The sequence below is a fragment of the Arthrobacter sp. D1-29 genome, from assembly GCF_054130585.1.
The window spans coordinates 2,137,721-2,151,467 of sequence record NZ_CP096383.1 but is presented as its reverse complement, the minus strand read 5'-3'; the positions used below and the strand labels follow the sequence as shown (position 1 = coordinate 2,151,467).

Annotated in this window: 10 protein-coding genes and 2 pseudogenes; 4 read left to right on the top strand and 8 right to left on the bottom strand. The window is 62.2% G+C overall.

Annotated features, from left to right (window positions below; genetic code table 11):
- Window positions 1-35 precede the first annotated feature (35 nt).
- From M1E17_RS09880 to M1E17_RS09870, 3 genes are all read left to right on the top strand, one after another.
- Window positions 36-239 (top strand): hypothetical protein, encoded by a 204-nt coding sequence (locus M1E17_RS09880; protein WP_457966999.1) that lies wholly within the window; start codon window positions 36-38, stop codon window positions 237-239.
- Between the two features lie 367 nt (window positions 240-606).
- Window positions 607-1,422, top strand: a complete 816-nt coding sequence (locus M1E17_RS09875) for a hypothetical protein (protein ID WP_457966997.1) — start codon at window positions 607-609, stop codon at window positions 1,420-1,422.
- A gap of 98 nt (window positions 1,423-1,520) precedes the next feature.
- Entirely contained in the window at window positions 1,521-2,177 is a 657-nt protein-coding gene (locus tag M1E17_RS09870; protein ID WP_457966995.1) for a Mu transposase domain-containing protein, read from the top strand.
- Window positions 2,178-2,517: 340 nt separating this feature from the next.
- Here the strand turns inward: M1E17_RS09870 and M1E17_RS09865 are convergent, their stop codons facing one another.
- The 6 genes and pseudogenes from M1E17_RS09865 to M1E17_RS09840 all read right to left on the bottom strand — a co-directional run.
- Window positions 2,518-3,756: a cytochrome P450 gene (locus M1E17_RS09865; RefSeq protein ID WP_457966993.1), complete on the bottom strand. Its 1,239-nt coding sequence runs from the start codon at window positions 3,754-3,756 to the stop codon at window positions 2,518-2,520.
- Between the two features lie 72 nt (window positions 3,757-3,828).
- Entirely contained in the window at window positions 3,829-4,875 is a 1,047-nt protein-coding gene (locus M1E17_RS09860; protein WP_457966991.1) for an ABC transporter ATP-binding protein, read from the bottom strand.
- Complete coding sequence (locus M1E17_RS09855) at window positions 4,872-6,893, bottom strand: dipeptide/oligopeptide/nickel ABC transporter permease/ATP-binding protein (RefSeq protein WP_457966989.1); 2,022 nt, start codon at window positions 6,891-6,893, stop codon at window positions 4,872-4,874. The genes M1E17_RS09860 and M1E17_RS09855 overlap by 4 nt, the downstream gene beginning before the upstream one ends.
- A complete protein-coding gene (locus M1E17_RS09850) occupies window positions 6,890-7,840 on the bottom strand; it encodes an ABC transporter permease (RefSeq protein WP_457966987.1) in 951 nt (316 codons plus the stop codon). The genes M1E17_RS09855 and M1E17_RS09850 overlap by 4 nt, the downstream gene beginning before the upstream one ends.
- Window positions 7,841-7,931: 91 nt before the next feature.
- Window positions 7,932-9,449, bottom strand: coding sequence for an ABC transporter substrate-binding protein (locus tag M1E17_RS09845; protein ID WP_457966985.1), 1,518 nt, complete (start codon window positions 9,447-9,449; stop codon window positions 7,932-7,934).
- A 413-nt stretch (window positions 9,450-9,862) separates the two neighbouring features.
- Window positions 9,863-10,491 (bottom strand): annotated as a pseudogene (locus M1E17_RS09840) (transposase); the annotation flags it as partial.
- A 1-nt stretch (window position 10,492) separates the two neighbouring features.
- Between M1E17_RS09840 and M1E17_RS09835 the strand changes: the two are divergent.
- Window positions 10,493-11,046 (top strand): annotated as a pseudogene (locus tag M1E17_RS09835) (IS30 family transposase); the annotation flags it as partial.
- A 433-nt stretch (window positions 11,047-11,479) separates the two neighbouring features.
- Here M1E17_RS09835 and M1E17_RS09830 read toward each other — a convergent pair.
- Together M1E17_RS09830 and M1E17_RS09825 are read right to left on the bottom strand one after the other, a co-directional pair.
- Complete coding sequence (locus tag M1E17_RS09830; RefSeq protein WP_457966984.1) at window positions 11,480-12,520, bottom strand: NAD(P)-dependent alcohol dehydrogenase; 1,041 nt, start codon at window positions 12,518-12,520, stop codon at window positions 11,480-11,482.
- A gap of 615 nt (window positions 12,521-13,135) precedes the next feature.
- Window positions 13,136-13,651: a flavin reductase family protein gene (locus tag M1E17_RS09825; protein WP_457966983.1), complete on the bottom strand. Its 516-nt coding sequence runs from the start codon at window positions 13,649-13,651 to the stop codon at window positions 13,136-13,138.
- Between the last annotated feature and the right edge of the window lie 96 nt (window positions 13,652-13,747).

The window sequence follows — 13,747 nt, the reverse complement described above, 5'->3', positions numbered from 1 at the left end:
CAACCAGTGTCACACTGACATGTGGCGGGTTTGACATGGTCGCGTTCGGCGACAGCCGCAATGATGCGCTTGCTCCCCTCACGGGCTGGGATGGCGGAAACAGTTTAGGAAAACGCTACACAGAAATCGAAGACAAAGCACTTGAGGTGCTGGTGACCAAGGCCGGCGTCGGCACTCTGGGCAACGGCCACGTTGCGCTCGTGGTCAAGGAATCCAAGCCGCTCCCTTCGAGCGACTGAGGTGGCGAACGGCCTGTCGTCACTGGGCACTTGTGAGTCTGCTCGCCTCGCCCGATCGGGTCACGTGATCTGTTACGTAAGCGCTAGAAAACGTGTGTTGGCGTAGCAGGCCTCATCCGTAGAGGTTGACACTTCCCGTTGATCCTGGCCCAGCGGCTGTTCTATCTTTCGATTCGGCCTTCTACAGCCCTCGGGAGAAATGTGGAGCAGATCATTGGCCGCCTAGGGGTGTGCCGGACCCAGATCTGAACTGGGAAGACCTCTGAAGGACAAGCTGCCATGTTGGAAACTGTTAACGCCAACCGAAAATAGGGCCAGGAACGCCAGCTGAAAATAGGGCCACCGACCATTATGGAAGGTAATCAATTTGGATGATTGGGCGGAGATACGCCACCTGTTTTCGACGGGCAAGCACTCGAAGCGGGTGATCGGCAGGATCGTGGGTGTTTCCCGCGGAACGGTGGATCGGGTGCTGGAGTCGGATTGGGCGCCGAAGTATCAGCGGGTGGCGGGTGTGTCGAGTTTTGATGCGTTTGCTCCCAGGGTTCCGGAGTTGTTGGTGAAGACGCCAACGATGCCGGCGGCGACGCTGGCGGAGCGGGTGGGCTGGTCTGATTTCGCGTCCTTGTTCCCGGCCGAGGTCGCGGCGATCCGGCCCGAATACGCGCCGCCGGACCCGGCTGACCGTTTGGTTCACGAGCCGGGGTTACAGGTCCAGTGCGATCTCTGGTTTCCGCACGAGCCGCTGGCTGTCGGTGAGGGCCAGTCCGACACGCCGCCGGTGCTGGTGATGACTTCTGCGTTCTCCGGATTTATCCAGGCCCGGATGCTGCCGTCACGGACGACGCCGGACCTTCTGGGCGGAATGTGGACTCTGCTGCAGAACGCGCAGGCGGTCCCGTCCCGGCTCTTGTGGGACAACGAGTCCGGCAACGGCAGGCGCAAACCGACCGAGCCGGTGGCCGCGTTCGCCGGTTCCCTCGGGCTGGAGATCAAGCTGCTTCCGCCGCGGGATCCGGAGTCCAAGGGCATGGTCGAGCGGATGGACCGCTACTTCCGGCAACGCTTCATGCCGGGCCGGGACTTCCGCTCCCAACGGACTTCAACGCCCAGCTGGAAGACTGGCTGCCCAAGGCCAATCACCGCTACTCCCGGTCCCGCCACGGCCGCCCTGACGAGCTGATCGTTCTGGACCGGGAAAGGATGCGGGAACTGCCGCCGGTGAGCCCGGAGGCGGTGTTCCGGAACGCGGTGCGGCTCCCGCGGGACTACTAAGTACGAGTGCTCTCCAACAACTACTCCGTGGACCCGTCGTTCATTGGGCGGATCGTGGATGTCGTCGCTGATCTGGACACCGTTTGGGTCACTCACGAGGGTGTCATCATCGCCACGCACTTCCCGGCTTGGACCTGGCACCTGGTGGTGACCAATCCTATCCACGTGGCCCGCGCGGCGGTGATGCGCCGGGACTTCCGGACCCAAAGAGTGCACTGCCCCGAACTGAGGAAGGCGGTGCAGGTGCGGGATCTGGCCGCCTATGACGAGATCTTCGGCATCGACCTCGGGCCAGCAGCCGAAACTGGTCCTAGAGGCGGCGTCATGACCGGGACACCCTCACAGATCGAGTACTACGCCCGGGCCCTGCGCGCACCACGGATCAGCGACGGGTTCCGCCGGCTCGGGGAACAGGCCCGGGACGCCGGCTGGTCCCATGAGGAGTACCCGGCCGCGGTCCTCTCCCGGGAAGTCTCCGAACGCGATGCCTCCGGAGCGGCGACCCGGATCAACCGGCACCCGCATTCTTCGCCGTCGACACAACCGTCCGTGAGACCGCGCGTGCCCGGTTCCTGGCTATGGAAAACCCACTGGAAGAGCTCTTCCCACCCTCCGGGTCGAATCCGGCCAAAAAGGCCGCCGGAAACGGGCCAGGAACATTAAGTTGAACGCCACGGCAGCGAGGCCGATGACCCCCTGATGTCCGGGCCAAATTCCACGGCTAGCTCCAGGAATCGATCACGCAAACAGCGGATAGGTGGAGCGGAAATGAGGGCTAGGGAGTGCCGGGGACGGATTGCGCCCGCCGCTTACAGGGCCCAGAGCATGGCTATTTCGCATAAACCTGTGGCGGGTCGGACCACGGAACATTGGCTGAGCGTGTGCCATGTGCGGTTGTACTACCCGAGGGGCTGCTCGGATCCCTGGTCCACGACGATCGACGTTAGCGCCCGCACCCGAAGGTGCGTGCGCTGGTCGACGTGTTGGTTTTAGGTTTTGCGCTTCACCACGTGACGGGCAGCGAGTAGACGCCGTAGGCGAGGCGGTCGTGCTTGAACTCGATGTCATCCAACGGGACCGCGAGCTTAAGCGTGGGAATCCGCCTAAACAGCGTGCTGAAGACGATCTGAAGCTCGGCCCGGGCCAGCTGTTGGCCGATGCAGCCGTGCGAGCCGAAGCCGAATGCCAGATGATTGTCCGTGGTCCGCTGTATATCAAACACGTCTGGCTGCTTGAACGTCCGCGCGTCCCAGTTCCCGGCCGAGAAGTCCAGGATGATGCCCTCGCCCGCCTTTATGGACTGGCCGGCGATCTCGATATCTGCAGCCGCGATGCGGCGCTGGCCGTTGTGGACGATGCTCAGGTAGCGCAGCAGCTCCTCTACCGCGTTCGCGATGACCTTCGGGTCGTCAGTGTCGCGCAGGATGGCAAGCTGATCGGGGTTCTGCAGCAGAGCGAGCGTGCCGAGGCCGATCATATTCGCGCTCGTCTCGAACCCTGCCGCGAGCAGGCCGCGGGCGAGCTGCACAGCCTCGGCCACCGAGATGTCACCGGCGCGGACATGTCCTACGAGTTCCTCGATCACACCTCCACGGTCCACCGGGTCGGCAATCCGCGACTCGATGAGGGTCCGCATAAAGTCGTTGATGACGAGGTAGGTGCGTTCCTGCTCCTCCGCAGTACCGTAGCGGTCCAGCGAAACACTGGTGTGCTCCTGGAAGAACTCGTGGTGCTCGTAGGGCACGCCGAGCATCTCGCAGATCATCAGCGACGGAATGGGCAGCGCGAACTCGCTTACCAGATCCACCGGCTTGGCGCTTGTCAGGATTGTGTCTATGCGTTCGTCCGTGATCTCCTGGATCCTCGGGCGGAGCGACTCTACCCGTTTGAAGGCAAATGATCTCGTCGTCATGCGGCGGAATCGGGAGTGTTCGGGGCCATCGGTGTTGAAGATGCTCTGCGGGCGCAGCAGCGCTGTGGCCTTCTTCCCCTCATTCCAGTGAGGGAAGCCAGGCACCCGGTCCTCGGCGAGGACGCGCGGATCGGTTGCGAGCAGATGGAGTTCCTCGTTGCCAGTGATGACCCACGGCATGGTGCCGTCCCAGATGCGGACGCGCCGCACGGGATACTCGGCGGCGGACTCCACTAATTTGGCCGGCGGGTTGAACGGGCATTTGGGCTCCCGGCCGACCGGGAAGTCGAAGACGTCGGAATGGCTCGTCGTGGTTGCAGGATTGGTCATGCTTCTCCTCGTTCCTCGATTTCTATGGGCAGCGTGGCGCATGCCGGTGCCCCGCGACGTACAGACTCGTGATCACGTGCGGTCCTCGGAGCGACCGCGTCCTGCGCCGCTGGGCACCATTTGCGTGTCGGTCAGAAGATGGCAGGCCGCTTCATCCCCCAGCGGCGTCCGCACCACCTCGGGAACAATCGTGCGGCAGACGTCCATCACCTTCGGACACCTTGTGTGGAACCTGCAGCCCGCCGGAGGGCGCAGAGGTGATGGGATGTCTCCACGAAGCAGAATCCGCTGGACTCTGACGGTGTCGGAAGCTGCGGTCATCCGCGGCGCGGCCGACAGGAGCGCCTCTGTATACGGGTGTCGGGGAGAAGAATAGACGGCCGCGGATGCGCCTCGCTCGACGACTTTCCCCAGGTACATCACGGCGATGTCGTGGCTGACATCGCGCACCACGGTCAGGTCGTGGCTGATGAACAGCATCGACACGCCCAGCTCCTCCTGGAGCTTGTTGAGCAGATTAATGATGTGCACCTGGCTTGAGACGTCCAGGCTGCTTACGGGTTCGTCAAGGGCGATGAGTTTCGGGCTAAGCGAAAGAGCGCGCGCGATGGCAGCCCTCTGCAGCTGTCCGCCGGACAGATCGCGCGGCCGCCGGGCACCCAACGCGCTCGGAAGTCCTACCGTTTCGAGCAACTCGGCGGATTTCCGGGCGCGTTCGGTCCTGTTCAGGCCGAGCGGTCGCAGCGCCTCCCCCAGGCTGTCGTTGATGTCCGCACGCGGGTCGAAAGAAGAATAGGGGTCCTGAAACACCAATTGCATCTTGGATCGCAGCGCACGCAGCCGGCTACCGCGGACACCCGTGATGTCTTCGCCATCCAGGAACACGCTTCCGGCCGTTGGCTCGACAAGCTTGAGCATCAGCCGGGCGATGGTGGACTTTCCGGAGCCGGACTCGCCCACCAGACCGAGGGTTTTGCCCGGCCTCACGGTGAGATCGGCTCCGTCCACGGCCTGCAGAACGCCCTTGCCGCCGCCTGCAAGTCGGACGGAATAGTGCTTGGAGACCCCAATAAGCTGGCTGACGGCTGGGGGGGCGGTCACGCTCGCGATGGTACTCATCGCACTCCTTCCAATTGAAGCTCATTTTTGCGCCGGCACCTTGCCATGCGTGCGTCCTCCGGGGACGTCTCGGTTGTGACGACGCTCAGCACCGGTTCCAGAATTTGGGGCGACTGACGGCACTCCTCCACTGCGAATGGGCAGCGCGGAGCGAACCGGCAACCCGACGGGACGAGCCCGATGCGCGGGACCTGGCCGGGGATCGGCTCAGGCTCCTCGCCCTCGCCCCGGCGACTCGCGGCGATCAGCCCCTGCGTGTAGGGGTGCTGCGGTGAGCGGAACAGATCAACAGTCCGCGCGCGTTCGACGACTTGGCCCGCGTACATCACCGCGACCGAGTCACACAGTTCCGAAACGACCGCCAGGTCGTGGGTGACGAAGATGACAGCGACCCCGTCCTCGACGGCGAGCTTGCGCAGCAGATCCAGCACCTGCGCCTGGATCGTCACATCCAGTGCCGTGGTGGGCTCGTCTGCGATGATCAAGCGGGGAGAGCAACTGAGTGCCATGGCGATCATCACCCGTTGACGCATACCGCCAGATAGCTCGTGGGGGTAGGAACGCGCACGGTTCACGGGATCCGGGATGCCGACGCGTTCCAGCATCTCGACGGCTCTAGCCGTGGCCTGCTTACGGGAAAGCCCACGATGTAGGCGCAGCGACTCGCCGATCTGGGCGCCCACTGTCTGCGAGGGATTCAGGCTCGACATAGGATCCTGGAAGATCATGGCGATTTCCGAGCCTCGAGTACGGCGGAGCTCCTTGTAGTTCATTGCGAACAGGTCGCGTCCGCCGAGTTCGATGACTCCCCCGGTGATCACGAAGGGCGGGGACGGGGCTAGGCGCATGATGGACAGCGACGTAACCGTCTTTCCGGAGCCGCTCTCGCCCACGAGCCCGACGATTTCCCCCTGCCCAACTGTGAGGTTCACGTCTTCGACGACGGGAACCGTCCCATTCGGGGTCTGCACCGCGACGTTCAGTCCGCGGACGCGCAGGCAGATGTTACTCCCTGCCGGCTCAGCACCGGGAACGGCGGCGGGGCGGTCGATCGCCGTGAATCCTCGCCTCCCCCTGGCCCGGCGGGGCAGATGGCGCCGCTTAGCCTTCGTCCGGTCCAGGCCGTAAGCGGTCGTCAGCGCGTCGCCGAATCCGTTGAAAGCAACGACGGTGAGAGCGATAGCCAGTCCCGGCGGGACGAGGCTGAGCGGATTGATGAACAGCGCGGACGCGTACGCCTGCTGCAGCATGCCACCCCAGCTCGGCGCGGGCGGCTGCGCGCCCAAGCCCAGGAAGCTCAGCGTTGCCTCCGCGATGAGCGCGCCGCTCATCACGATCGCCGCCTGGACGATCAGAGCGGAAGCGAGGTTGGGAAGGATACGGCGCACCACGATGAGGAAGGGGCGCGTCCCCAGCGACTGCGAAGCCTCGATGAAGGACTCTTCCTTGACTGCCAACGTCTGTGCGCGCACCAGGCGGGCCAGCAGGGGCATGAATACGATCGCCAGCGCGATCGCCGCATTGGTGACACCAGGGCCGAGGACGCTGACCACAGCCAGCGCGAGCACGAGCGCCGGAAAGCTCAGACCCGCGTCCATGAAACGCATCAGCAGGCGATCGGCCCGGCCGCCCTTATAACCAGCGTACAGACCGATCGGGATGGCGCCGAGCAGTGCGAGAACCACAACCTGGACCGAGACCGCCAGACTGATCTGCGCACCGTACATAAGCCGCGACAACACATCTCTGCCCAGATCGTCGGTGCCCAGGGGGTGTTCGAGCGAGAACGGAGCGAGCGCGTTGCCCAGATCCTGCTGCCCGGGCGGATGCCCTGCGATCCAGGGCGCAAGGCCTGCAACCAGGACCACCAGGATCAGCCATCCGGCCGCTAATGCTCCACTCCATGTTTTAAGAGCACGAATCCATGGATGACTGATCCAGCGCGGGGGAAGCTTGGCTTCCCCCGTGGCCTCTATGGCCATGCCGACAGTGCTGGTGGGCTGTTCGATTCCGGTCATGCGATGCGCACCTTCGGGTTGAGGTATCCGTAACTTATGTCGACGAGGAGGCTCAGCACCAGCTGGAACACGACGAAAATCAGCACGACGCCCTGGACCACGGGCAGATCCTGGCTGCTGATCGCCTGAAGCATGTACGTGCCGAGCCCCGGGATCGCGAAGATGGATTCGATGATGATTGCTCCTCCCAGCAGGTTTCCGAGCTGAACCCCAAACACCGTGACTGCCGGAATCGCCGCGTTCTTGAGCGCGTGGACACCCACGACACGGGCGCTGCCGGCCCCCTTCGCCCAGGCCGTCCGGATGTAGTTGGAGTCGAGGACTTCGATGAGACTGCGACGCAACTGCCGCGCCAGGTTTGCAGAAACCACAACCCCGAGTGCGATCGCAGGAAGAGTGACGGTTTCGAGCCATCCGCCAAACGATTGCGAGGGGAGAACGTAGCCCGTCGGTGGAAACAGTCTGAGCTGCACCCCGAATAGCGAGACGAGCATGACCGCAAGCCAGAAGTTCGGCACTGCGATCCCGGCACTTGCGACGAGGCGGACTCCTTCGTCGAGACGGCCGCCCGGCCACATTCCGGACAGCACGCCGAGGGGGATGGCGACCAGGATCGCGACGACTGCCGCAGCCAGCGTGAGACTGAGGGTGAAGGGCAGTCGGGCCGCGATTTCTGCAGCGATGTTCTGCCCGCTCAGCAACGAGGTACCGAGGTCAAGCCGGATGATTCCGCCCAGCCAGATCAGGTACTGGACGATCAGCGGCTCGTCCATGTTGAGGCGCTCCCGCACCGCAGCGATGGATTCCGGTGAGGCGTTGTCGCCGCCTGCGAGAGTAACGGCAGGATCACCGGGAATCAAGGCGATCAGCATGAATACCGCGAAGGAGACCAGTAACAGCACTGGTGCCATCGACAGGAGGCGGTTCAAAATGAGACGAAGCAGCACAGACCCTACCTTGAGATCTAGACGTATCGGTACCGGTGCGGCACCGTGGGGTGTCGGAAGCGACCGCTCGCGCGATCGCCCCGACGTAAACTCACTTGGTTTCGGTTGCCCACGTGATTTCTTGGCTGCCCGTGCTGAACAAGGGGAACGTCACACCGCTCCTCATGACGTAGATTTTCTCCGAGAAACTCAGCGTCAGGGGCAGTGCGGCTTCCGCTGCGACACGGGATGCTTCCTTCAGAATCTTCGTGCGGGCTTCGGGGTCGAGTTCAGCGACGGAGTCGACGTACAGCTGCTGCATCTTGGGAGTGGTGTAACCGCCGGGATTGAAAAAACCCTTTTCGGAGTGCCGGGCCGCCAGCATCTGGGACGGGTCAATGCGGCCACTGAAGGGAAGGACCAGCATCGAGTCCGTCTTGTCGATGAGCAGTCGCTGCACCATAGTCGAGAGTTCAATCGCTTCGAGCTGCAGGTCAACCCCGATCTCCTTAAGCTGAGCTTGCACAACCTCGGCCATCTTGCGTGCCGCCGGGACCATGATCGCCTTCAAGATCAAGTCACTGGCGCCGGCCTCTGCTAGGAGCTCCTTGGCCTTCTTCTGGTCATAGGGGTAAAGCACCTCGGGGATAGAGTCATTGTGGGCGTAGTGCCCCGGCGGGAAGGGCTGATCCGTGATCTCGCAGAACCCGTCGTACACCGCTTCGCAGATGGCATCACGATCGAGGCCATGAAGGATCGCCTTGCGCACGCGCTCGTCGTCAAGTCCGTTTTGTTTGTGGTTCACGATCATCGTGTTCTGGGTGAGCGAACTCGTCGTTTCCATTTTGAACTTGTCGTTGTCGACGAATGGCTTGAGGTTCTGGGGCACGATCGCGGCGGCGTCTATCTGCCCCCCCAGCACAGAGTTCGCAAGCGCCGCTGCATCGGTGAAGAATCGGAAGTCGATGCCGGCGAATTCCGGCGTCTCGCCCCAGTAATCGGGGTTGCGTTCCAACTTAAGCTCACTGCCGGTCGTGTACGAGACAAACCGGAAGGCACCGGCTCCGTCCAGCGTTTCACTGAGGTTTACGCCCTGCGCGAGCGCAGTCGGGTTGATGACAACCCCGGCAAGACCCGAGAGAATGGCAGGCATCGCCGCGTTCGGCGCGCTCAGGTTGAGCGTTACCGTCTGCGGATTATCCACGGTCACATCGGACATGGTGGCGAAGTCGTTCTTCACGGCCGATCCCGGAAGGTCCCGTGCTCGAAGCAAGCTCGCCTTCACGGCTTCGCCATCCAGGACAGTGCCGTCCTTGAACTTCACGCCCTCGCGGATCTTAAACGTCAACTTCAGGCCGCCTTCGCTGAACTCCCATGACTCTGCGAGACCGGGGATTAGGCTGCCATCCGGATCGACATGCACCAGCCGGTCGTAGGCAGGGCAAAGATAAGTGCAGTCCGTGAATTGCGCGTTCTTGTGCGGGTCAAGGTTGTTCACCGCGTGTCCCCCGTAACGAAAGACGGAGTTTCCGGCCTCCTTGGCAGGAGTCGCAGCACCGCCCTGCGCACAACCCGTGAGAACGAGCGCGGCCGCCATAACCGGCACCACGACCTTAAGTTTTAGCGTCATCGTTGACTCCTGTCGTTTCCCGCAAGGGGCGGCCGCCGTGATAAGGGACCGAGTAAGGTTGTGATTCCTCCGAGCAGCTGCCCGGCTCACATTTTCATCGTTTCCGTCTGCAAGACTGCGCACCCATTTACTACTACTGTGCGTTCACTGGACGAAATATCGTGTGACACGACACTACATCCACTTAAGGACGATTGCAATGACTTGGGCCAGCCCTTTTTTACTACCAAATGACCCTTAGGCCTCGATTTTTCAAATGATCGGGTTGGTTGTCGTATCCGGGTTTGATTCTGGTCGGGGCTGATTTTGTGGTCTTGGGCGTGCTGGTGGGTCCCGTTGTCGCTGGTTGGACGTCGGGCTCCACGTCTCGGAGGGATGGTTCCGGTCGTTGTCGGGGCTGGCCTGGTGGGTTCTCAGGCCAGGAGTCCGTCCCGTTGTCGGAGGCTGTTTGTCAGCCCGGCGATGGCGGTTAGGATTGTGGTTATCTTTGCGGCTTCCGGGGCTTTGTCAGGGATCAGCACCCGGGTCCGCCGGGCCCGGGTGATGATTTTCCCGGCGGTCGCGAAAAGCCGGTAGCGCCACCTTTTCATGTCCCATCCCCTGGCTTTGTGGCCGGTGGGCAGAGCGGTAAGTTGCAGCCGGGAAACCAGATTCATGGCCAGGGCAGCGATGTTGGCCCAGGCCTGGTTCGCGTGGAAGTCGAAGAACGGGAGCTTCCCGAGGCCGGTGTTCTTCAGGGTCTTAATCCGGTTCTCGCACCGTCCCCGGCCCCGGTGCCGGGCATCAAGACCGGCCCGTGCCAGGACGGTGCGTTCGTCAAAAAGGCCGTGACTCTGTGCCCGTCCACATCCAGGAGCGTCGCGTGAGCGCCGGGGTGCAGCGGCTCGGCACGCAGATAGAGGCTCGTGCCCGACGGGTAGTCGGTGAGTGCGCGGACGTCGGGGGCGTTGACCACCCACGCGACCATGCGGGCCTTCATCACCGGGACCGGGTAGGAGACACTGAACTGCACGCCCATGGATGAGAGGTAGTGCAGGAATTTCTACCAAGCTCTCGACCTCCAGGCCCACGGCGGACTCAAACGCGAGGTCAAAGAAGCCCTGCGCACAGGAAGGACACGCCGCAAAAGGCAGAAAAGCCCTCAGGGACGCAACAGTCGATTCCGGGACCCGATGATCAACATTTCCGAACCACCCGCTACCTGATGCTGGTACACCTGCCGGTGGACCACACCGCCGAATCGGTCCGTGACGGGCTCATCAACACCATGGGTACCCTTCCGGCGCATCTGCGCGGTTCCCTGACCTGGGACCAAGCGTCGAAATGGCCAAACACAAGGCCTTCAGCATCGCCACCGACATGGACGTCTACTTCTGCCAACCGGCCAGCCCCTGGCAGCGCGGATCCAACGAAAACACCAAAGGACTACTGGAATGGTCCACTACTACGCCAGTACTTCCCCAAAAACACTGACCTGAACGCCTACGGGCCCGAGGACCTAGAACGCGTCGCACAGGGACTCAACGCCCGCCCCCGGAAAAATACTCAACTGGAAAACCCAGCCGAGTCACTTCGTGATTCACTGATAGCCAACTGACCACGGGCGTAGCAACGACCCCTGGAATTCGCCTCAGAAGCACCTTCATCGCTTTAACACACCCCGTGGGCGGCAGCAGCCTCATGAAAACCCCGGGTTTAGCGCCTGCCTATTGCCGCAGAGCCCAGGAACCGACCCAGCCACGTCCACAGGTTGCACCCGCGCCACACTGGCCGTCATTGCAGCAGCGGTCCCTGCAGCGGGAGCCACGGCAGACGGCGTCTCGGATGCACTGTCGTGACGGTTCTACCCAATATGGGCGGCTCGTTCCACGTGTAACCCCATAGTTATCCACGAAGGAGGCCGACGGCGAATGCGCATGCCGTCGTCGGCCTCCTCTTGTGCCTGTCCGCTGATAATGCGCCGAAGGCAGGCAATGCAACGCCCGCCATCATCTGCTTTTTGGACCAAGAGTAGAAGGACACCCCATGGCTCAGCTCAGGGTTGATGCGTCGATGACGAACCGGTACCTCACGTCTGCGGCGAGGACGCGCTGGTAGGCGTCATTGATCTTGCTGGCTGGGATGACTTCAATTTCTGCGCCGATGCCATGTTCGGCACAGAAATCGAGCATTTCCTGAGTTTCACCAATACCGCCGATCATGGAGCCAGCGAAGGACCGGCGGCCCGTAATAAGGGAGAACACGTTTACCGGGAGTGGTGCTGCAGGAGCACCGACGTTCACGAGGACGCCGTCGAGGGCCAGCAGCCGCAGGTAGGCGCTGATGTCGATCTTGGCGCTGACGGTGTTAATGATCAGGTCGAAGTATCGGGCCAGATCCTTGAAGGTGTTTTCATCGTTGGTGGCATAGAAGTGGTCCGCCCCTAGATTCAGGCCGTCTTCCCGTTTTTTTAGTGACTGTGAGAGCACGGTGACCTCGGCGCCCATGGCGTGAGCGAGTTTGACGGCCATGTGGCCCAGTCCTCCGAGGCCGACGACGGCGATCTTCTTGCCTGGCCCGGCATCCCAGTGGCGCAGCGGCGAGTAGGCGGTGATGCCCGCGCACAGCAGCGGGGCGGCGACGTCGAGCTCGATCCCTTCCGGGATGGCCACCACGAAGTCCTCGTTCACCACCACAGAGCTGGAGTAGCCGCCCTGAGTGACGGTCCCATCGCTGTCTTTACCGCCGTACGTGGCAATGCACCGGCGGCAGTACTGTTCCTCGCCTTTCGTGCAGTTCACGCACTCGCGGCAGGAATTGACCATACAACCCACACCGACTCGGTCGTCGATGGCGTGTTTGGTGACACCGGCGCCCACCGTGGTGACGATCCCGGCGATCTCATGGCCGGGAACCAGCGGGTACTGCTGGGACCCCCATTCGCCTCTAGCGGTGTGGATGTCTGAGTGGCAGATGCCCGCATACTTGATTTCAATCAGCACATCATGCCCGCCGACGTCGCGGCGTTGAATCGTCGTAGGGACCAGGTCGCCGGTAGCTGAAAGTGCTGCGTAAGCATTGACGGTAGGCATATTTCACCCTCGTTCATATTGGACGGCTTGGCCTGGACTTATCGACGTCGGGCGGGCCTTAGTTTCTGACAAGAGCCGGTCATACGGCTGGTCCCGCGGCTTGTCCCACCACAACGGCGGCCGCAAATACCACTTTGAAGTCAACTGGGAGGAATCCACCGCCACATAACGGCTGCGACACTGCGTGGTGGACGAGGTTCGGTAAGCAACACTTCAGGTCTGAGTACGGCTTCCGCTGCTGCCTAATCAGAGCCTCTAGAGCCTTCCGACGTCCCACTCAGAAGAGCCGCTGCGTACAACCGCCTGCTTCTTATATACATGGTTGGCGCTTGGCAGCGTTCTTCACAAGTCGACGTCGCGCTCCAATAGTTCATGTCTGTGGTGGAGCATGAACTCATGTCTGTAGTGAAGGCCAACCCACGGAGACGCGTTGTACTCATCAATGTCGAACGCCAAGATCTGGTTGCGCCCGTCTGGGCAGGTCGCACTAACGGCGGTGCTGGAATCAGACGCCGACTGGCGAGTGCTATTGAGAGTAACTCGGTGCCACAGCATGGTCTCTTCTCTTCTCGAATAGGTGATATGCGGGCTGAACGTATAAACCGGGAAAGCGGGTCAGACCACCGAACTTTGGCTCAGCGTGTGCCAGGTGCGGTTGTGGTACACAAGGGGCTGCTCGGATTCCTGGTCGATGACGCCCACCGTGTCGGGGTCAGGGGCTAGGGCTTGCAGTGCCTGCACGGCGATGACGGTCGAGCCGCCCGCAGCCATGGTGGAGACAATCTTGCCGCGGATCCAGGCCGGGGCCGCGTGGAAAAACGGCTCACCGGTTACCAGGCGCGACCAGATCGATGTGTCGGCGAATCGGTCGATGCCGCTCGTGGAACAGAGCTTGGCGATGTCGAGCTGTCCAACGCTGAGCATATGGATGACGACAGTGTCGCTCTTGAGGATCGTAGGCGTGCTTGAGGACAGCTCCGACACCGAGAAGACCACCAGGGGCGGCTCGAGGCTGACAGAGATGACAGAGGTTGCGGTCAAACCGACCGGCCCATCCCCTGCGTCAGCCGTGATGACCGAGACACCGCCGGGGTGATTACGGAACGCCGCCCGGAACTTGGCGGACGTCATGGTCCCTCCTTCAACAAGCGAACCCTGCGATACAAGCGGGTGGTCGTCATGCTCTGGAACATGACGAGATACATTCCTCGACATCGATCAAACCTT